Here is a 19,516-nt window from a genome sequence, read left to right as displayed (position 1 = left end):
CCGAATACGGCCTTTGCGCCAATGCGGCCTGTTAAAATCGGCGATTCAACCCCTGCCAGCGCCGACGCCCGTGACCAACAGCCCGTCTTCCGCCCCTTCTCCCCTCACCTACCGTGACGCGGGTGTCGACATCGACGCCGGCAACGAACTGGTCGAGCGGATCAAGCCCCTGGTCAAGCGCAGCTTCCGTCCGGAGGTGATGGGCGGCCTGGGTGGCTTTGGCGCCCTGTTCGACCTGTCCAACAAGTACCGCGAGCCGGTGCTGGTGTCGGGCACCGACGGCGTCGGCACCAAGCTGAAGCTGGCCCACCAGCTGAACCGCCACGATACGATCGGCATCGACCTGGTCGCCATGTGCGTGAACGACGTGCTGGTGCAGGGCGCCGAGCCCTTGTTCTTCCTGGACTACTTCGCCACCGGCAAGCTGGACATCGACACCGCCGCCGCGGTCGTGGGCGGCATCGCCAATGGCTGCACCGAGGCCGGCTGCGCCCTGATCGGCGGCGAAACCGCCGAGATGCCCGACATGTACGCGCCGGGCGAGTACGACCTGGCCGGCTTCACCGTCGCGGCCGTCGAAAAGAGCGAACTGAAGGACGGCGCCAATGTCGCCGCCGGCGACGTGCTGATCGGCATCGCCTCGTCCGGCCCGCACTCCAACGGCTATTCGCTGGTCCGTCGCATCTATGACCGCGCCGGCCGCCCGGCCGAGCTGGAACTGGAAGGCGGGGTCAAGCTGGTCGATGCGCTGATGGCCCCCACCCGCCTGTACGTCAAGCCGATCCTGTCGCTGCTGAAGTCGCACGGCGATGCCATCCACGGCATGGCCCACATCACCGGTGGCGGCCTGACCGAGAACATCATCCGCGTGGTGCCCGAAGGCCTCGGCCTGGACATCCAGGCCTCGTCGTGGACCCTGCCGCCGGTGTTCCAGTGGCTGCAGAAGGAAGGCGCGGTGGCAGACAGCGAGATGTGGCGCACCTTCAACTGCGGCATCGGCTTCGTGCTGATCGTCGCTGCCGACCAGCTCGAGGCCGTATCCGCTGCGGTCAAGGCGGAAGGCCTGGAGCACTGGACGATCGGCCAGGTGGTCACCGCCCAGGGCGGCGAACGCGTCCACATCGCCTGATCCACTGGACAAAGGAACCCGCATGGACGCACCTCCTCCCTTGTCGACGCCGCCGGCTCCGCCGGTGCTGCCGCCGAACCCGGCCGTGCCGGTGTTCGGCCCGCAGGACGCCACCCAGCTGCGCCAGCTGGCGATCGGCCACTATGTGGTCGCTGGCCTGATGGCGGTGTTCTCGCTGGTCTTCGTGCTGCACATCGTGCTGGGCATCGCCATGCTGTCCGGCTCGCTGCCGATGAAGTCCGGCGGTGAACCGTCATCGCCGGAAGAGCAGCAGTTCGTCGGCTGGCTGTTCACCGTGATGGGCGTCTGCATCGTGCTCGGCGGGCTGACCCTGGCAGGCTTCGTGGCCTATGCCGGCCGCTGCCTGTCACGGCAGCGCCGCTACCTGCTGTGCATGATCGTGGCGGGGCTGGCGTGCCTGTTCACCCCCATCGGCACCATCCTCGGCGTGTTCACCCTGGTCGTGCTGCTGCGCCCGCAGGTGAAAGCCGCCTTCGCTGGCCAGGCGGGTGTGGCATGAGCGATGGCATGAACCCACCGCCGCTGCCACGGCAGACCCTGGCCGACCTGCAGACCGCAAGCCACCTGCACAACCTGAAGATCCTGTTCTACGCGCTGGCCGGCTTCCATTGGCTGGCAGCGCTGGTCTTCCTCGGCTTTGTCGGCATCGTCGCCTTCGAACGCGGAATGGACGACGGCGCGGTGCTGGCGACGGTGTACGCCGCGGTGTCGCTGCTGGCCATCGGCTTGGGTTTCCTGCAGCTGCGCACCGCGCGGCTGCTTGGCCAGCGCAGCCACCTGGCCTGGTGTCGCGGCGCGGCCTGGGCAGCGGTGATGGCCGGCCCACTGGGCATGGCCCTGACCGCCTACGCGGTGTATTTCCTGCGCAAGCCGGAGATCGCCGCACTGTTCGACCGCGGCGACCACGTCAGCGTCTGAGCTGGCAAGCGCATGTTCCGTCTCTTCTGCTGATCGCCCCGACATGTCCACGCCCGCTGCCTCCACGCTCGCCCGCAACCGCGCCACCCACTCCCTGTCGGCACCGAAGAAGGCTGCACTGGTCGCAGTGCTGGGCATCTTCGCCGCCACCTGGATCCATCCGCTGTGGCCGCTCGAGCAAACCCTGCACAGTTCGCTGACGGTGATCGGCCTGCTGGCCCTGTGGTGGGTGGACCGGCGCTGGCAGCTGGGCAACGGCGCGTTCATCGCCATCTGCGGCTTCATCGCCATCCACTGCGTGGCCGCGCGCTGGCTGTACTCCAACGTGCCGTATGACGCATGGCTGCAGTCGCTGCTCGGGTGGTCGCCGGACGCAGCCTTTGGCTGGCAGCGCAACCACTTCGATCGCCTGATCCACTTCCTCTATGGCGTCTGCTTCACCCCGGCATTGCTGCAGTTGGCGCGACATTCCTGGCCTGCGCTGCGCATCGGCCAGGCATTCACCCTGGCGGTGATGGCGGTGATGTGTTCCAGCCTGGTGTATGAGTGGCTGGAATGGGGCATCGCCCTTGCCCTGTCGCCGGAAGCGGCTGAGGCCTACAACGGCCAGCAGGGCGACATGTGGGACGCGCATGCGGACATGCTGCTGGCGACCCTGGGCAGCCTGTTGCTGTGGCCGCTGGTGCGCCGGAGCGTGGTGCGATGAGCATCCGCCGAATCGCGGTGCTGGCATCCGGGCGCGGCAGCAACCTGCAGGCCATTGTCGACGCCATCGCGGCAGGGCGACTGCAGGCCGAGATTGTCGGCGTGTTCTCCGATCGTCCCGATGCGACCGCCCTGGAGCGGGTGGCAACGGATCGACGCTGGGGGCATGCGCCGAAGGAATTCAGCAACCGCGCCGCCTACGAGCAGGCGCTGGGTGATGCGCTGGCAGCATCCACGCCGGACTGGATCGTCTGCGCCGGCTACATGCGCATTCTGGGCGCCGATTTCGTACAGCGGTTCAATGGCCGCCTGGTCAACATCCACCCCTCGCTGCTGCCGCTGCACAAGGGCCTGCACACCCATGCACGGGCGCTTGAGGCCGGCGATAGCGAGCACGGCGCCAGCGTGCACCTGGTGGTGCCGGAACTGGATGCCGGCGCGGTGCTGGCGCAGGCCCGGGTTCCGGTGCTTGCCGGCGACGATGCGCAGACCCTGGCCGAACGCGTGCTTGCGGTGGAGCATCCGCTGCTGATCGCCACCCTGGAACTGCTCTGTGCAGGCCGCCTGGCTGAACGGGAAGGCCAGCCGATGTTCGACGGTCACCCCCTGTTTAGCCCCTTGGCTCTAGATTCCGCCGGAAACCTGAACCGGTAACGCCCGTGCACACGCCCCGCTGACTGCGGGGCTGGCATCCTGCTCCCCTCCTGCGGTTCCTGTCGGCCATGAAGACCACGTCCCTGCTGCGTACAACTCTGCTGCTGCCGCTTGCCGTCCTCGCCTGTGCGGGCTGGGGCCAGGCAACAGCGCCCGCTGCGCCGGCACCTGCGGAGGTGGCGCCGCCGGTGTTGCCTGCACTGGCCTGGGAGCCGCCGCCGCTGCAGCCGTTCAGCGCGACCTACCAGGCGTTCTTCAAAGGCAAGGAAGCAGGCGATGCGACCATGCAGGTCACCCACACCGGCGGCAGCCAGTGGCGGGTGGACATGCAGGTGGTCGGCCGCCGCGGCTTTGCCAGCGTGCTGGGCCTGAACATCGAGCAGAGCACGGTGTTCGAGGAGCGCAGCGGTGTGTATGCGCCGCTCAGCCAGAGCACGGTGCGCAAGGGCCTGTTCCTCGGCAAGAAGGCGGTCGGCACCTACAACTGGCAGGCCGGTACCGCGCAATGGAGCGGCGACGTGGAAAAGAAGCGCGCCCAGCCGATTCCACTGCAGGCCGGCGACCAGAGTGCGTTGCTGATCAACCTGGCGATCATGCGCGACGCCCGTCCCGGCGCGGCCATGCACTATCGCTACGTCGACATGGGCAAGGTGCGCCAGCACGATTACCAGGCCGCGCCGCAGACCGAGAACGTCGAGGTCGGCGACCTGTCCTACAACGCGCTGCGGGTGTATCGCACCAACGGCGGCAACAATGAAACCATTCTCTGGATCGCCAACGGTGTCCCCACCCCGGTGCGCATCCTGCAACGTGAAGACGGCGAAGATCGCGTCGATCTGCGCCTGATCGAATACCAAGGAGTCTGAGCATGAACACCCTGACCCGCCCCCTGACCTGGATCGCCGCTGCCGCACTGTCGGTGGCCAGCCTGCCGGCCATGGCCCTGCAGCCGTTCAAGGCCGACTACCTCGCCAGCTACATGGGCATGCAGGCCAATGGCAGCATGACCCTGGCCAGCGAAGGCACCAACAAGTGGCGTTACAGCCTGCAGGTCAAGAACCAGCTGGCGGACCTGAGCCAGACCACGGTGTTCGAGGAAGTGCGCGGGCAGTTGCGCCCGCTCAGCAGCCAGGACCGCTCTGCGCTGCTGGTGAAGAAGCGCAATGTGCAGGCCAACTACAACTGGACCAGCAACCAGGCCACCTGGACCGGCGACATCAAGCCGGACCGCGCCGGACCGATTGCCCTGAAGGCCGGCGACATGGACGCGCTGCTGATCAACCTGGCCATCGCCCGCGACCTGGCCGCCGGCAAGCCGCTGACCTATCGCATGGTCGACGAAGGCCGCATCAAGAACATGACCTACCGCGTGGTGGGCAAGGAATCGGTCACCGTCGGCGGCAAGAGCTACGAGGCCACCAAGGTCTCGCGCGTCGACGGCAACAAGGAGCTGATCGCCTGGATCGTGCCGGAGTTCCCGGTGCCGGCGCGCATGCTGCAGCGTGAGAGCGGCCGCGATGCGCTGGACCTGACCATCAAGGCGATGAACTGACCGACGATGCGCGCCATCCACGCATGGCGTGGATCTACTGGGACGCAAAGTAGATCCACGCCATGCGTGGATGGATGTCCCAGAAAAAACGCCCGCTTTCGCGGGCGTTTTCTTTATTCCTTCGGCGTTTCCGCCGGCTTGAACTCGGTGCGGCAGTCGACCCGGATCTGCTCGCCCGTGGATCGGCGCACGAACGTGCGGCAATGGCGGTTGCCCTCCTGGCTGTCGTTCACCGCAACCGCGTAGAACGACTGGATGATCTCGTCACGGGTTACCGTGCCGTCGCCATTCCAGTCCATGTCCTTCTGCTCGATGCCCTTGGTGATGGCGATGTTGGCGTACCAGGCATAGCCCAGCCACGCCAGCACGATCAGCACCAGCACCAGAAGCGCCTTGCGGCGACGGCTGAACCTGCCGCGCAGGATCATGCGGCTACGCGCCGGATGGTGGCGCCGAGCGAAGACAGCTTTTCTTCGATGTTTTCGTAGCCGCGATCAAGGTGGTAGATGCGATCGATGGTGGTATCGCCATCGGCCATCAAGCCGGCCAGGATCAGCGACGCTGACGCGCGCAGGTCGGTTGCCATCACCGGTGCACCGCTCAGGCGCTCGTGACCACGCACGATGGCCGTGTGGCCTTCCACCTGCACATCCGCGCCAAGGCGCAGCAGCTCGTTGACGTGCATGAAACGGTTCTCGAAGATCGTTTCATTGATCACGCCCACGCCGTCGGCCACGCAGTTGAGCGCCATGAACTGCGCCTGCATGTCGGTCGGGAACGCCGGATACGGCGCGGTGGTCAGGTTGACTGCCTTCGGCCGCTTGCCGTGCATGTCCAGGGTGATGCTGTCTTCGGTGGTCTCGATGGTCGCGCCGGCTTCCACCAGCTTGGCCAGCACCGCGTCCATGGTGTTCGGGCGCGCGCGGTTGACGGTGACCTTGCCACCGGTCATCGCTGCAGCCACCAGGAAGGTGCCGGTTTCGATGCGGTCGGGCAGCACTTCATGGCGGCCACCGGACAGGCGTTCGACGCCTTCGATGACCAGGCGGGCGGTGCCCAGGCCTTCGATCTTCGCGCCGAGAGCGATCAGGCAATGCGCCAGGTCGGTGACTTCCGGTTCCATCGCCGCGTTGTCGAGGATGGTGGTGCCTTCGGCCAGCACTGCGGCCATCAGCACGTTCTCGGTACCGGTCACGCTGACCATGTCGAAGGTGAAGTGGCCACCCTTCAGGCGCTTGGCGGTGGCCTTGATGAAGCCGTTCTCGACCACGATGTCGGCACCGAGCGCCTGCAGGCCCTTGATATGCTGGTCGACCGGTCGCGAACCGATCGCGCAGCCGCCGGGCAGCGACACTTCGGCCGCGCCGAAGCGGGCCAGCAGCGGGCCCAGCACCAGGATCGAGGCGCGCATGGTCCTCACCAGCTCATAAGGAGCCACATGCTGGTTGACCGGACGCGGGTCGACCACGATCGCGCTGCCACGCGACAGCGTGCCCTGGTCGATGGTCACGTTCGCGCCCAGTTCGCCCAGCAGCTTCACCGTGGTGACCACATCGTGCAGATGCGGCACGTTGGTGATCTCCACCGGCGCATCGGCCAGCAGGGTCGCGCACAGGATGGGAAGGACGGCGTTCTTGGCGCCGGAGATGCTTACTTCACCGTGCAGCGCAGCGCCGCCGGTCACAACGATCTTGGCCATGTATTGGGGATCTTCTGCGGTTCAGCCGGCTTCGGCCGGGGTCACGGTTTTCAGTGCGAGCGCGTGGATCGCGCCGCCCATCAGGTCACCCAGAGTGGCATACACCATCCGGTGGCGGGCCAGCGGCAGCTTGCCGGCAAAGGCCTCGCTGACCACGGTCGCTTCGAAATGCACGCCATCGTCACCCTGCACGTCGGCGCGGGCGCCGGGCAGGCCGGTTTCGATCAGATTGCGGATGGTGTCGGCGTCCAACGGGCTTTCCTAATAAAATGTGCGTCCATTCTACTTCCGCTGCGTGGCGTCCGCATGGCCGAATCCCTGTTGCCCCCCCGTTCCGCCGACCCTGCCGCCCTGGTCGCCAGTGGCCGGCGCGTGTTCGAGATCGAACGGCAGGCGCTGGACGCCGTGGCCGACCGCCTCGGCGATGCCTTCCAGCAGGCCTGCCGGGCGATCCTGGGCAGCCGCGGCCGGGTGGTCGCCACCGGCATGGGCAAGTCCGGCCATGTCGCGCGCAAGATCGCCGCCACCCTGGCTTCCACCGGTACCCCGGCGTTCTACGTGCATCCGGGCGAGGCCGGCCACGGCGACCTCGGCATGATCACCGAGGACGACGTGGTGCTGGCCCTGTCCTATTCGGGTGAATCGGATGAGCTGCTGATGCTGCTGCCGGTGCTCAAGCGCCAGGGCAATGTGCTGATCGCCATGACCGGCCGCCCGCAGTCGAGCCTGGCCAGCGCCGCCGATTTCCACCTGGATGTGAGCGTGCCGGCCGAAGCCTGCCCGCTGGCGCTGGCGCCCACCTCCAGCACCACCGCCTCGCTGGCGATGGGTGACGCGCTGGCGGTAGCCCTGCTGGATGCACGCGGCTTCACCGCCGACGATTTCGCCCGTTCGCACCCGGCCGGCAGCCTCGGCCGCCGCCTGCTGCTGCACATCACCGACGTCATGCACACCGGCGAGGACCTGCCCAAGGTCGATGTCGGCGCCAGCCTCAGCGAAGCGCTGATGGAGATGAGCCGCAAGCGCCTGGGCATGACCGCCGTGGTCGACGACCAGGGCGTGCTGATCGGGCTGTTCACCGACGGCGACCTGCGCCGCGCCCTGGACACCGACCTGGACGTGCGCACCGCCAGGATCGCCGATGTGATGACCCGGCAACCGCGCACCATCAGCGCCGACAAGCTGGCGGTGGAGGCTGCGCGGCTGATGGAAACCCACAAGATCACCGGCCTGATCGTGGTCGACAGCCAGGGACGTGCGGTTGGCGCCCTGAACATTCATGACCTGTTGCGGGCGCGGGTGGTTTAACCGACAGTCCGTAGACCCCATTCAGTCTGTACCAACGAGCCCGCAACCACCGAGTCCGATGCCCTGATGCCCTGGTCCCCCCTGCCCGCCTTCCCCACCCACCTGCATGCCGTTGCGGCCGGTATCCGCCTGGCCTGCTTCGACGTGGACGGCACCCTCACCGACGGTCGGCTGTACTACGACAAGGATGGCAACGAGAGCAAGGCGTACTTCGTGCAGGATGGTCTGGGCCTGAAACTGCTGCAGCAGCACGGCATCCACCCCGTGCTGATCACCGCGCGCAACAGCCAGTCCGCGCTCAAGCGCGGCGCCGACCTGGGCATCGACACCCAGATTGCCGTCGGCGACAAGCTGGCCAGCGTGCAGGCGCTGTGCGCCCAGCACGGCATCGGCCTGGAGCAGGTGGCCTTCATGGGTGACGACCTGCCGGACCTGGCGCCGCTGGGCGCGGTCGGCCTGGCGGTGGCTCCGGCCAATGCCCACCCGTGGATCGCCGAGCGCGTGCACTGGATCACCCGTGCTGACGGTGGCCGTGGTGCCGCGCGCGAGCTGTGCGACGTGCTGCTGGCCGCGCAGGGCCGCGTGGACGCCGTGCTGGCGAGGTTCGGCGCATGAATGCCCCCACCCTGAACTGGCGGATGATCCTCGGCGTCGGCCTGCTGCTGGCAGCCCTGCTGAGCAGCTGGGCGGCGCTGCGCAACCGCGAAAAGGCACCTGCCGCCGAAGGCCAGGACGCTGGCGTGGACTACATCCTGCACGATTTCCAGATCGTCGCCCTGGACGAACATGGCAAGGAATCGACCACCCTGCGCGCGCCCCTGCTGGAACGCCAGCGTGGTGACCAGACGCTCAACATCACCACGCCGCTGTTCGAAATGCCCGACAAGGACGGCAAGCACTGGACGCTGCGCGCCCAGACCGGCTGGCTCAGTGCCAAGGGCGACGAGATGAAGCTGCGTGGCAACGTCGCCGGCGACAGCCCGGCCGGCCCGGGCGTGGTCCCGACCACCTTCCGCACCGACCACCTGGATGTATTCCCGAAGGACAACCGCGCCCGCACCGATGCCCTGGTGACCATGACCCGGCCCGGCATGGAGCAGTCCGGCGTCGGGTTCGAGGTGGATTCGAAGAACAACACGTATCATTTCCTCAGCCAGTCCAAGGGTCGTTACACGCCCAAGCGCTGATTCCGCCGCCCGCCCGCGACGTCTTCCCGACAGGCGCGAAGCCGGCAGCCCCCACCCGCCGCCCCCGGTCCCGCCGGAGGGCCACCACCGGTAGAACGGACCCCGATGAAGATTCCCTTTGCAGCCGTGCTCGCACTCAGTCTTCTTGTCCCCGCTGTCGCCTTTGCCAAGTCGACGGACCGCAACGAAGCGATGAACATTGATTCCGGTGCGCAGTCCGGCACCCTCACCGGTGATGGCAAGACCGTGCTGTCCGGTGGCGTGATCATCACCCAGGGCACCCTGGAGCTGCGCTCGTCCGAAGCGGAGATCTACCTCAAGGGCGGCGAAGCCGTGCGTGCGGTGTTCACCGGCAAGCAGGCCAAGATGAAGCAGCAGCTCGACGATGGCACCTGGATGGATGCGGTGGCCGACCGGATCGACTACGACATCACCACCGAGATCATCACCCTGACCGGCAACTACAAGGTCACCAGCGCGCGCGGCACCAATGCGGGCCAGCGCATGGTCTACAACACCCGCAGCGGCGAAATGAACTCCGGCGGCGACGGCAGCCGCGTGCGCACCGTGATCCCGCCGAAGAACAAGACGCCTGCTGCCGCTCCGGCTCCGGCAGGAGGCAAGAAGTAATGCTCGTCGCAACTGGCCTGCGCAAACGCTACAAGCAGCGCGAAGTCGTCAAGGACTTCGGGCTGACCCTGGACGCCGGTGAAGTGGTTGGCCTGCTCGGTCCCAACGGTGCCGGCAAGACCACCTGCTTCTACATGATCGTCGGCCTGGTCGGTGCCGATGCCGGCAGCATCGTGCTGGACGGCAAGGACATCACCGGCGACCCGATGTACACCCGCGCCAAGCAGGGCGTGGGCTACCTGCCGCAGGAACCGTCGGTGTTCCGCAAGCTGACCGTGGCCGACAACCTGCGCCTGGTGCTGGAACTGCGCGAGGACCTGGATTCGGCGGGCCGCGAGCGCGAACTGAACAGCCTGCTCGACGAACTGCAGCTTGGGCATGTTTCCGAACAGCTCGGCGCCAGCCTGTCCGGTGGTGAGCGCCGTCGTTGCGAGATCGCGCGTGCACTGGCCGCCAAGCCGCGCCTGATCCTGCTCGACGAACCCTTCGCCGGTGTCGACCCGATCTCGGTCGGCGAAATCCAGCGCATCGTCACCCATCTCAAGCAACGCGGCATCGGTGTGCTGATCACCGACCACAACGTGCGCGAGACCTTGGGAATCTGCGACCGCGCGTATATCCTCGCAGAGGGCACCGTACTGGCCCAGGGCTCGCCCGAGGCGATCCTGGACAATGCCGACGTGCGCCGCGTCTACCTTGGGGATTCCTTCAAGCTGTAACCGCGGCCGCCGGGCCCTCTCCCTTCCGTTCGGCACAGGCATGAAGACTCGGCTGCAGACATCGTTGGGACAGCAGCTGGTGCTTACGCCCCAGCTGCAGCAGGCGATCAAGCTGCTGCAGATGTCCACGACCGAGCTGGAGCTGGAAATCGCCCAGGCGGTGGAGAGCAATCCGCTGCTGGACTGGTCGGACAGCAGCGACGAAGGCGCCGGTGTCGACAAGGACGGCAGCAGCGAGGACGCGGGCGGCGACAATGACGCCCCGCCCGACAACGCTGAAAGCAGCGGCGACGACTGGGCGCCTGCCGAGCTGGACTGGAGCAGTGGCGGCAGCGGCGGTAGTTTCGATGACGACGACGACAACGGCAGTGCCGCCGAACGCGTTGCCGAAACCGAAACCCTGGCCGACCACCTGCTGTGGCAGCTGCACCTGACCCACCTGTCCAAGCGCGACCGCAGCATCGGCGCCGCGCTGATCGATTCATTGGAAGACGACGGCTATCTGCGCGAGCCGCTCTCGGCCATCGCCGAAGCGCTGTTGCCGGCAATCCACGCCGGTGAAGACGAAATCCTGACCGTGCTGCACCAGATCCAGCGCTTCGACCCCGTAGGCGTGGCCGCACGCAGCCTTGGCGAATGCCTGCAACTGCAGCTGGACGTGCTTCCTGCTGATACCCCGTGCCTGGCCCTGGCCCGGCAGGTTGCCGCCGGCCCACTGGAACAACTGCCGCGCTCGGGCGTGACCGGCCTGGCCCAGCAGCTGAAACAGCCGCTGGCCGAGGTCGAGACCGCCGTGGCCCTGCTGCGCTCGCTGGACCCGCGCCCCGGCACCCAGATCGCCCCGCTCGCCCAGGACACCTACGTGGTGCCCGACGTCGTCGTATGGCGGCAGAACGGCATCTGGCGCGCCGCGCTGGCCGCCCATGCCGGCCCCAAGCTGGTGATCCACCGCGGTTACGAGCAGATGATCCGCCGCTGCGGTGACGCCGATGCCGGTTATCTGCGCGGCCAGCTGCAGGAGGCGCGCTGGCTGCTGAAGGGCCTGCAGGCGCGAGGCGAAACGCTGCTCCGGGTAGTGCGAAGCCTGATCCAGCAGCAGGCCGGCTTCCTTGAATTCGGCGAACAGGCATTGCGCCCGCTGACCCTGCGCGAGATCGCCGGCGAACTGGGCCTGCACGAATCCACCGTATCGCGCGCGATCGCCCGCAAACATGTGCGTACGCCACGCGGCACCCTGCCGCTGCGCGCCTTCTTCGCGTCGGGCATCGACACCGACGGCGGCGGCGAAGCGTCCAGCACCGCCATCCAAGCCATGATCCGGCGCCTGATCGATGACGAGAACCCACGCAAGCCGCTTTCTGACGCCAAGCTGGCTGACCTGCTCAAATCGTCGGGAATCCCAGTAGCGCGGCGCACCGTGGCGAAGTATCGTGAGGCCATGAACATCTCCGCCTCGCACGAAAGAGTCAGAATCGTTTGACGCGCCGCCGCGCCCGGCGGAGAGGTTCATTGGCACATCCGATCAAAGGAGAAACCCGATGCGCATCGAAACGTTTGGCAAAGATGTCGAAGTCACCCCGGCCCTGCAGTCCTATGTAGAGGAGAAGCTGGCCCGGATCGGCAAACACTTCGACCAGCACTGCGAAGCGCGGGTGACGCTCAAGCTGCAGAAGACTGAACACCACGTCGATGCCAGCCTCAATATTCCGGGTCAGACCCTGCACGCTGAAGCCAATGCGCAGACCATGTATGCGGCGATCGACCTGCTGGCGGACAAGCTTGACCGCCTGGTGATCAAGCACAAGGAGAAAAAACAGCAGCACGCACCGCTGCCGGTGGGCGACAATGGTGGCTGATCGCCACCGCTCCCCGCAGACATGCCCCTGACTGACCTCCTGGCGGCCGTGCAGACCCAGCTCTGCACGGCCACCGACCGCGACAGCGTCCTGCAGGCCGCGGCCGGATTGCTGGCCTGCCGCCAGGCCAACGCCGAACAGATCTATCTCAACCTGTGCCAGCGCGAGGCGTTGGGCAGTACCGCGATCGGCTACGGCATCGCCATCCCGCATGGTCGTGCGCCGACCCTGGATCGCCCCCGTGGCGCGCTGCTGCGTCTGCAGACCCCGGTCGATTTCGGTGGTGACGAGCCGGTGGACCTGGTGTTCGCCATGGCCGTTCCCGCCCACTACACCCATCAACACCTGATGCTGCTGTCCGAGCTGGCCGAGCTGTTTTCCGCGCCCTGCATCCGCCAGGCGCTGCGCGAGGCCGGTGATGCACGGGAGCTGCGCCAGGCCCTGGACCTGACCCCACCGGCGAGCGCCGCATGAATACCAGCATCACTGCCCGCGAACTGTTCGAACAGCAGCGAGAGCGGCTCGGCCTGCGTTGGGCAGCGGGCAAATCCGGCGAGAAGCGTGAGCTGGAGGCCGGCAATACGGTTTCGCGACGCCCTTCGCTGGCCGGCTATCTCAATGCGATCTATCCCAACAAGGTGCAGATCCTCGGTACCGAGGAACTGTCCTGGCTGGACGCGCTGGAACCACGCCAGCGCTGGGAAACCATCGAAAAGATCATGCAGTCGCATCCGCTGGCACTGGTGCTGACCCGCAACCAGCCGTGCCCGGAAGACCTGCGCGCGGCCGCCGATGAATCCGGCACGCCGCTGTGGTTGTCACCCAAGCGCGGCCACGAACTGCTCAACCATCTGTCCTACCACCTGGCCCGGACGCTGGCGCCGCGGGTGATCCTGCATGGCGTGTTCATGGAGATCTACTCCATCGGCGTGCTGATCACCGGTGAAGCGGGATCAGGCAAGAGCGAGCTGGCCCTGGAACTGCTCAGCCGCGGTCACCGCCTGGTGGCCGACGACGCCCCCGAGTTCACCCAGATCGCCCCCGACGTGCTCGATGGCACCTGCCCGGAACTGCTGCAGGACCTGCTGGAAGTGCGCGGCCTGGGCGTGCTGAACGTGCGCGAGATGTTTGGCGACACCGCTGTAAAGAAGAACAAGTACCTTCGGCTGATCGTCCACCTGACCAAGCCGATGACCGAGCCCACCCCCCATGGTTACGAGCGCCTGACCGGCGACTCGGGCACGCGCCACGTGCTGGACCTGGACGTGCCGCTGATCACCCTGCCGGTGATGCCCGGCCGCAACCTGGCCGTCCTGACCGAGGCGGCCACCCGCCTGCACATTCTGCGTACCAAGGGTATCGACCCGGCGGCGATGTTCATCGCCCGCCACAGCAACCTGCTGGAACGGCGAACGCCCTGACCCCCCTGTCCTTCGAAGAGCCCGTCCATGAGCACCGTCATTCCCACCGCCCCGACCCTGATCATCGTCAGTGGCCTGTCCGGCTCGGGTAAATCCGTCGCCCTGAAGACCTTCGAGGACCAGGACTACTACTGTTCGGACAACCTGCCGATCCAGCTGCTGCCGGATTTCGTGCGCAATGTGCTTAGCCACCATGACGGCGCGGCATCGCGCCGGTTGGCAGTGGGCATCGACGTGCGTGGGCAGAGCGACCTGACCCAGTTGTCCAGCTGGCGGCAGCTGGCCACCGATGCCGGCGTCGACGCCAAGGTGCTGTTTTTCGAGGCCAGCGATGAAACGGTGCTCAAGCGCTACGCCGACACCCGCCGCCGGCACCCGCTGAGCCAGCTGGGCCTGTCGCTGCCCGAAGCGATTGCCCGTGAGCGCGAACTGATCGCGCCGCTGCGCCGCGAAGCCGATGCGGTGATCGATACCAGTGCGTTGAACGTGCACCAGCTGCGGCGCCGGATCATCACTGAATTTGCGATGGGCCATGCCAGCCGCCTGTCGCTGCTGTTCGAATCGTTCGCCTACAAGCGTGGCGTACCGGCCGAGGCCGACTTCGTGTTCGACGCGCGCGTGCTGCCCAACCCGCATTGGGATCCGGAACTGCGTGCGTTGAGCGGCCGCGAACCCGGCGTGCGCGACTACCTGGAGGCGCAGCCGGATGTGCAGCGCTACCTGGCGCAGCTGATGGATTTCCTGGATACCTGGCTGCCCAAGCTGGGCGATGGCACCCGCAGCTATGTGACGGTGGCCTTCGGTTGCACCGGCGGCAAGCACCGCTCGGTGTTCCTGGCCGAACGCCTGGCCCGCCATGCGCGTGAGATGGGCTGGGAAGACGTGGCGACGTACCACCGCGAGCAGGATTGAGGGGGTCGGCCGGGCTGCGCCCGGCCCCCGCAGAAACCACGGCAACGTCAACAGCAACAGCCGAAGCAACAGCAACATCGGATTCCCTTGGATGGCGAGGCGGTGTGGGCGCGCAGGACACGCCGTAAACCCATCCTTGGGGGCTCGATGGCGCCATCCATGGCGCCAACGGTCCTGCACCCCCACACCGCCCCGCCTCTGACAGATCGCGGCGGGTCGGAGTTGCACTGTGGGTAGGTGTCGACCTTGGTCGACACGGTAGATCCACGCCATGCGTGGATGAATCTCTGTCAGGCATCGAAAAAACGGATGGAGTCGGATCCCTTTTTCAACGAAAAAGGGCTCTGACCCGAACAACGCTGAATACGGGACACAGTGCCCCTCTCCTGCTGCTATCGCCAATTCACCTTGACCTGTTAACGTGCAGTAATGACCTGTGGCATTCTCCTCGTAACACATCCTGGGGTCGGGATCGCCCTGCTCGACGTGGCGACCCGGCTTCTGCGGCAGTTGCCGCTGAAGACCGAAGCTTTCGAAGTACCGTTCGACGCAGACCTGGATGCTCTGCTCCCGCTCGCCTCGGCCGCTCTGCGGCGGGTCGATGGGGGCGATGGCGTGCTGATCCTGACCGACCTGTACGGCGCCAGCCCTGCCAACCTTGCCGGGCAGCTGGCCCGGTTGGGGACCCCGGTTCGCCGGGTGTCGGCGCTGAGTCTGCCGATGTTGCTGCGGGTGATGAATTATCCGGAACAGGGACTGGATCAACTGCCCGCCACTGCGGCGGCGGGCACCCGTAATGGAGCGATAGTCGACGATGCTTGAACGAGAACTCACTGTGAGCAACCGCTTGGGCCTGCATGCCCGGGCCACCGCCAAGCTGGTGCAGACCCTGGCGCCGTTCCGCTGCAACGTGACCATGGCCGCCAAGGGCCGTGAGATCAACGCCAAGAGCATCATGGGCGTGATGCTGCTGGCGGCCGGGCAAGGCACGCCGGTCACCATCCGCATCAACGGCGAAGACGAAGTCGCCGCGATGGATGCGGTGGTCGACCTGTTCGAGCGTCGCTTCGACGAGGACAACTGAGCGTGCCGCGCGCGCGCGCCGGCCAAACCCCTACCGGCCAACTGCCGGTACAGCTGCTGGCCGGCCACGGCGCCGCCCGCGGCACGGCAATGGGCCGCGCCCGCGTGCGCCTGCCGCATGCACTGGAAGTGGCCGAACAGCGCGTCACCCCCTCCCAGGTTGAATCCGAGCTGGCACGCCTGCATCGCGCCGTGGACGCGGCGCGCACGGAGATGCACGAGCTGCGCCAGCGCCTGCATGGCGCGCTGAACCAGGAAGTGGGCGAGTTCCTCGACCTGCATGCACTGCTGCTGGACGATCCCGAACTGCTGTTCGGCCTGGACGAACTGATCCGCAGTGGTCCCTACAGTGCCGGCTACGCGCTGCGCCTGCAGCGCGACCGCCTGGCCAAAGTCTTCGACGGCATGGACGATGCCTACCTGAAGAGCCGCATGGACGACCTCGACCATGTGATCGGGCGCATCCATGCGTTCCTGCAGCCAGAGCGGCCCACAGCGGTGAAGGGCCTGGCCGGCGAAATCCTGGTCTGCGACAACATCGCCCCTTCCGAGCTGGCCCAGCTGCAATCGCACGGTGTGGTCGGCATCGTCACCAGCGCTGGCAGCGCGCTTTCGCACAGTGCGATCCTTGCCCGCAGCCTGCACCTGCCGTTGATCGTCAGCGTGCCGCAGCTGCTGAACAAGGTGATCGACGGCGACGTGCTGATCATCGATGGCGCCGACGGCAGCATCACCGTCAACCCGCAGGCCGATAACCTGCGTGATTACCGGGCGCGCCTGAAGGAGCACGCACGCGAGCAGCGCGAGCTCGGCCGCCTGCGCAGCAAGCCCAGCCGTACCCGCGACCAGGTCGACATCGCACTGCTGGCCAACGCCGAATCGCTGGAAGATGTGACCCAGGCGCATGCGCTGGGCGCCCATGGCCTGGGCCTGTACCGCACCGAATTCCTGTTCCTGCAGCGCAACGAGCTGCCGGACGAAGAAGAACAGTTCCAGACCTACCGCGATGCGGCGCTGGGCATGAGTGGCCGGCCGGTGACCATCCGCACCCTCGACCTGGGTGCAGACAAGGCCGACCGCACCGGCCTGACCCTGAGCAACGAGGAAAACCCGGCGCTGGGCCTGCGCGGCGTGCGCCTGTCGCTGGCGCGGCCCAAGGTGGCCGACACCCAGATGCGCGCGATCCTGCGTGCCTCGGCCTACGGCAAGCTGCGCGTGCTGGTGCCCATGGTCAGCACCCGTGATGAACTGCTGGCGGTACGCCGGCGCATGCTGAAACTGGGCGAGCAACTGCGCGCCGAGGGCCACATGGTGGCCGAGCATGTGCCACTGGGCGCGATGATCGAAGTACCCGCCGCCGCGCTGGCGCTGGAGAGCTTCATCGATCTGGTCGACTTCCTGTCGATCGGCACCAACGATCTGGTGCAGTACCTGCTGGCCGCCGACCGCAACAACGAAGCACTGGGCGAACTGTATTCGCCGCTGCATCCGGCCGTGCTGCGCCTGCTGCAGATGGTGATCGAGACCGGCGCACGCCATCGCATCCCGGTGGCGGTATGCGGCGAAATCGCGGGCGACGCACGGATGACCCCGCTGCTGCTGGCACTGGGCCTGACCGAGTTCAGCCTGCACCCGGGCACCCTGCTGGAAGTACGCCGAGCCGTCCGTGATGCCGATCTGGGAGCCCTGCGCGCCCGCGCACCGAAGCTGCTGGGCATGCGTGACCGCCGCGGCATCGAGCGCTGGCTGGCGCTTGTGGCGGACGCGTCCTGACCCCCGCGCTACGCGCTCGCCGGGCACGGCCCGGCGCTACCGCCGCGTGCCACCTTTGGTAGCGCCGGGCCATGCCCGGCGGATTCGGTCTGGAGCAGCAGCCCCTTGTTGTTCAAGGAGCGCGCCGACAGGCGGGGATGAGGTGGCATGCGTGGACCCCAGTGGCCTGTGGCCAGCGGGGTATGCGCTGAAACATCCCCTTGCGATAATGACGTGCTGAACACCCCTGTTGCCGCATCCTTGCCAGGATCGCGGCTTTTCTTATCCCGCGGGAGCTGCGATGGCTGAGGCCGTACGCCACGACAAGACTGCGCGCCAGTTGCGGATGCTGTCCGATGCACTGGACAGCGGTCGGCTGGGCCCGGTACGCCGTCTGGTCAATACCCTGGCGCCGGCCGAGATCGGCAACCTGCTCGAATCGCTGCCGCCGGGCAAACGCGAGATCGTCTGGGGCCTGGTCGATCCGGAAGACGATGGCGAGGTGCTGGTCCACGTCGGCGACGACGTGCGCGAAAGCCTGCTCGCGGACATGGACCCGGACGAGATCATCGCCGCGGTCGAAGACCTCGACATCGACGATCTGGCCGACCTGGTCGAAGACCTTCCGGACACGGTCATCGACGAAGTCCTCAAGTCGATGGACCGCGAGAACCGCGAGCGCCTGGAGCAGGTGCTGTCCTACCCCGAGGACAGCGCCGGCCGCCTGATGAACCCGGACGTGGTGACGGTACGCGCCGACGTCAACGTCGATGTGGTGCTGCGCTACCTGCGCCTGCGCGGCGAACTGCCGGACCACACCGATCACCTGTTCGTGGTCAGCCGCCGCCACCAGTACCTGGGCCGGGTGTCGCTGGCCTCGCTGGTGACCCACGAAGACACCACCCCGATCAACCGCCTGATCGACGATGAGCAGCCTGCCATCGATGTCGGCGAAAGCGACCAGGAAGTGGCGCGGCAGTTCTCCGACCATGACTGGATCTCGGCGCCGGTGGTGGATGACAACAACATCCTGATCGGCCGCATCACCATCGATGACGTGGTCGACATCATCCGTGGCCAGGCCGAGCACCAGGCGCTGGGCGCCGCCGGCCTGGACGAGGACGAAGACCTGTTCAGCCCGGTCTGGCGCGCGATGCGCCGCCGCTTGATGTGGCTGTCGGTGAATCTTTGCACCGCGTTCCTGGCCTCCAGCGTGGTCGGCCACTTCGAGGGCACCATCGACAAGCTGGTCGCCCTGGCGGTGTTGATGCCGATCGTCGCTGGCCTCGGCGGCAACGCCGGCACCCAGGTGCTGGCGCTGATGGTGCGCGGCCTGGCACTGGGCCAGGTCGGCAGTTCCAACGCACGCACGCTGCTGTGGAAGGAAGTGCGGGTGGCCCTGCTCAATGGCGTGGTGCTCGGCTCGGTGCTGGGCCTGATCGTGCTCGCCTGGTTCCACTCGCCCGGGCTCTCGGCCGTGATCGCCATCGCGCTGACCTGCAACCTGTTGTTCGCGGCGCTTGCCGGCGTGCTGGTGCCCCTGGGCCTGAAGCGCTTCGGCTTCGATCCGGCGCTGGCCAGCGGCATCTTCCTGACAGCGGTGACCGACTCGATGGGCTTCTTTACTTTCCTCGGCCTGGCCACCATGGTCCTGCTGCACTGACTGGAACTGCCATGGCAACGACGATCGAAAACTACTTTGCACCGGGTTGGCGCGACCAGCTTCACACCTGTGCCGCCTGCGAGTGGAAAGGCAGTTCGCGGGCAATGGTGATGGAACTGGACGAGGACGCCACCGAGTATGTGTGCCCGGTGTGCGAGAACCCGTTGCTGGTGGTGCTGCACCCGGACATGGCGCAGGTGCAGGCCGCGGCCGCAGGCGGCAACGCCGAAGCACAGGAGCAGCTGGAGATCATCGCCAGCTTCCCGCGCCCGCAGTGATGCGGCGCACGATGCCGGGCCGGTCGCGG

Annotated in this window: 25 protein-coding genes; 22 read left to right on the top strand and 3 right to left on the bottom strand. The window is 66.9% G+C overall.

Features of this window, described 5'->3' with window-relative positions; all coding sequences use genetic code 11:
• Window positions 1–70 precede the first annotated feature (70 nt).
• From purM to J2X70_RS07820, 7 genes are all read left to right on the top strand, one after another.
• Window positions 71–1,129, top strand: coding sequence for a phosphoribosylformylglycinamidine cyclo-ligase (gene purM, locus J2X70_RS07850; protein ID WP_032951578.1), 1,059 nt, complete (start codon window positions 71–73; stop codon window positions 1,127–1,129).
• 22 nt (window positions 1,130–1,151) lie between these two features.
• Window positions 1,152–1,649 (top strand): hypothetical protein, encoded by a 498-nt coding sequence (locus J2X70_RS07845; protein ID WP_105163572.1) that lies wholly within the window; start codon window positions 1,152–1,154, stop codon window positions 1,647–1,649.
• Entirely contained in the window at window positions 1,646–2,068 is a 423-nt protein-coding gene (locus J2X70_RS07840) for a hypothetical protein (RefSeq protein ID WP_032977522.1), read from the top strand. Before J2X70_RS07845 ends, J2X70_RS07840 begins: the two co-directional genes overlap by 4 nt.
• A 94-nt stretch (window positions 2,069–2,162) precedes the next feature.
• The gene (locus J2X70_RS07835; protein WP_170919604.1) at window positions 2,163–2,774 is read left to right on the top strand and encodes a DUF2238 domain-containing protein; all 612 of its coding nucleotides are present in this window, start codon (window positions 2,163–2,165) and stop codon (window positions 2,772–2,774) included.
• The gene (gene purN, locus J2X70_RS07830) at window positions 2,771–3,427 is read left to right on the top strand and encodes a phosphoribosylglycinamide formyltransferase (protein WP_025874009.1); all 657 of its coding nucleotides are present in this window, start codon (window positions 2,771–2,773) and stop codon (window positions 3,425–3,427) included. Before J2X70_RS07835 ends, purN begins: the two co-directional genes overlap by 4 nt.
• A gap of 68 nt (window positions 3,428–3,495) precedes the next feature.
• Window positions 3,496–4,293: a DUF3108 domain-containing protein gene (locus tag J2X70_RS07825; protein ID WP_025874010.1), complete on the top strand. Its 798-nt coding sequence runs from the start codon at window positions 3,496–3,498 to the stop codon at window positions 4,291–4,293.
• Between the two features lie 2 nt (window positions 4,294–4,295).
• Window positions 4,296–4,979, top strand: a complete 684-nt coding sequence (locus J2X70_RS07820) for a DUF3108 domain-containing protein (protein ID WP_025874011.1) — start codon at window positions 4,296–4,298, stop codon at window positions 4,977–4,979.
• A gap of 113 nt (window positions 4,980–5,092) precedes the next feature.
• On the opposite strand, the gene J2X70_RS07815 is transcribed toward J2X70_RS07820, so the two are convergent.
• The 3 genes from J2X70_RS07815 to J2X70_RS07805 are packed head-to-tail and all read right to left on the bottom strand — an operon-like array spanning window position 5,093 to window position 6,930.
• Entirely contained in the window at window positions 5,093–5,407 is a 315-nt protein-coding gene (locus J2X70_RS07815; protein WP_309909746.1) for an EF-hand domain-containing protein, read from the bottom strand.
• Window positions 5,404–6,678 carry a UDP-N-acetylglucosamine 1-carboxyvinyltransferase gene (gene murA / locus J2X70_RS07810; protein ID WP_025874013.1) on the bottom strand — a complete coding sequence of 425 codons (1,275 nt, stop codon included), beginning with the start codon at window positions 6,676–6,678 and terminating at the stop codon, window positions 5,404–5,406. Before murA ends, J2X70_RS07815 begins: the two co-directional genes overlap by 4 nt.
• Before the next feature lie 21 nt (window positions 6,679–6,699).
• Window positions 6,700–6,930, bottom strand: coding sequence for a BolA family protein (locus J2X70_RS07805; protein WP_025874014.1), 231 nt, complete (start codon window positions 6,928–6,930; stop codon window positions 6,700–6,702).
• A 54-nt stretch (window positions 6,931–6,984) separates the two neighbouring features.
• Here J2X70_RS07805 and J2X70_RS07800 point away from each other — a divergent pair, with 54 nt between their 5' ends.
• The 15 genes from J2X70_RS07800 (at window position 6,985) to J2X70_RS07730 (ending at window position 19,487) form a co-directional block, all read left to right on the top strand.
• Window positions 6,985–7,986, top strand: coding sequence for a KpsF/GutQ family sugar-phosphate isomerase (locus J2X70_RS07800; RefSeq protein WP_025874015.1), 1,002 nt, complete (start codon window positions 6,985–6,987; stop codon window positions 7,984–7,986).
• Between the two features lie 66 nt (window positions 7,987–8,052).
• Window positions 8,053–8,601 (top strand): HAD hydrolase family protein, encoded by a 549-nt coding sequence (locus tag J2X70_RS07795; protein ID WP_033830524.1) that lies wholly within the window; start codon window positions 8,053–8,055, stop codon window positions 8,599–8,601.
• The gene (gene lptC, locus J2X70_RS07790) at window positions 8,598–9,173 is read left to right on the top strand and encodes an LPS export ABC transporter periplasmic protein LptC (RefSeq protein ID WP_080149498.1); all 576 of its coding nucleotides are present in this window, start codon (window positions 8,598–8,600) and stop codon (window positions 9,171–9,173) included. Before J2X70_RS07795 ends, lptC begins: the two co-directional genes overlap by 4 nt.
• 105 nt (window positions 9,174–9,278) lie before the next feature.
• Window positions 9,279–9,803, top strand: a complete 525-nt coding sequence (gene lptA, locus J2X70_RS07785; RefSeq protein ID WP_309909743.1) for a lipopolysaccharide transport periplasmic protein LptA — start codon at window positions 9,279–9,281, stop codon at window positions 9,801–9,803.
• Window positions 9,803–10,522: an LPS export ABC transporter ATP-binding protein gene (gene lptB / locus J2X70_RS07780; protein ID WP_025874019.1), complete on the top strand. Its 720-nt coding sequence runs from the start codon at window positions 9,803–9,805 to the stop codon at window positions 10,520–10,522. Before lptA ends, lptB begins: the two co-directional genes overlap by 1 nt.
• 40 nt (window positions 10,523–10,562) lie before the next feature.
• Complete coding sequence (locus J2X70_RS07775; RefSeq protein WP_025874020.1) at window positions 10,563–12,002, top strand: RNA polymerase factor sigma-54; 1,440 nt, start codon at window positions 10,563–10,565, stop codon at window positions 12,000–12,002.
• Window positions 12,003–12,060: 58 nt separating this feature from the next.
• Window positions 12,061–12,378, top strand: coding sequence for a ribosome-associated translation inhibitor RaiA (raiA, locus tag J2X70_RS07770; protein ID WP_004147311.1), 318 nt, complete (start codon window positions 12,061–12,063; stop codon window positions 12,376–12,378).
• A 21-nt stretch (window positions 12,379–12,399) separates the two neighbouring features.
• Complete coding sequence (locus J2X70_RS07765) at window positions 12,400–12,852, top strand: PTS sugar transporter subunit IIA (RefSeq protein ID WP_032977285.1); 453 nt, start codon at window positions 12,400–12,402, stop codon at window positions 12,850–12,852.
• Window positions 12,849–13,799, top strand: a complete 951-nt coding sequence (hprK, locus tag J2X70_RS07760) for an HPr(Ser) kinase/phosphatase (RefSeq protein ID WP_004147299.1) — start codon at window positions 12,849–12,851, stop codon at window positions 13,797–13,799. The genes J2X70_RS07765 and hprK overlap by 4 nt, the downstream gene beginning before the upstream one ends.
• 27 nt (window positions 13,800–13,826) lie before the next feature.
• A complete protein-coding gene (gene rapZ, locus J2X70_RS07755) occupies window positions 13,827–14,711 on the top strand; it encodes an RNase adapter RapZ (protein WP_032951584.1) in 885 nt (294 codons plus the stop codon).
• Window positions 14,712–15,140: 429 nt separating this feature from the next.
• Entirely contained in the window at window positions 15,141–15,533 is a 393-nt protein-coding gene (locus J2X70_RS07750) for a PTS fructose IIA component family protein (protein ID WP_025874023.1), read from the top strand.
• Entirely contained in the window at window positions 15,526–15,795 is a 270-nt protein-coding gene (locus J2X70_RS07745) for an HPr family phosphocarrier protein (protein WP_025874024.1), read from the top strand. Before J2X70_RS07750 ends, J2X70_RS07745 begins: the two co-directional genes overlap by 8 nt.
• A gap of 2 nt (window positions 15,796–15,797) precedes the next feature.
• A complete protein-coding gene (gene ptsP / locus J2X70_RS07740; RefSeq protein WP_309909739.1) occupies window positions 15,798–17,567 on the top strand; it encodes a phosphoenolpyruvate--protein phosphotransferase in 1,770 nt (589 codons plus the stop codon).
• A 280-nt stretch (window positions 17,568–17,847) separates the two neighbouring features.
• Window positions 17,848–19,209: a magnesium transporter gene (gene mgtE / locus J2X70_RS07735; protein ID WP_025874026.1), complete on the top strand. Its 1,362-nt coding sequence runs from the start codon at window positions 17,848–17,850 to the stop codon at window positions 19,207–19,209.
• An 11-nt stretch (window positions 19,210–19,220) separates the two neighbouring features.
• The gene (locus J2X70_RS07730; RefSeq protein ID WP_025874027.1) at window positions 19,221–19,487 is read left to right on the top strand and encodes a hypothetical protein; all 267 of its coding nucleotides are present in this window, start codon (window positions 19,221–19,223) and stop codon (window positions 19,485–19,487) included.
• The last annotated feature ends 29 nt before the right edge of the window (window positions 19,488–19,516 follow it).

Origin of the sequence: Stenotrophomonas sp. 1337 (genome assembly GCF_031455455.1) — a bacterium.
Taxonomy (GTDB): Bacteria; Pseudomonadota; Gammaproteobacteria; order Xanthomonadales; family Xanthomonadaceae; genus Stenotrophomonas; species Stenotrophomonas indicatrix.
Note: the sequence above shows the minus strand (reverse complement) of the source record. Positions and strands in the feature narration are given on the sequence as shown.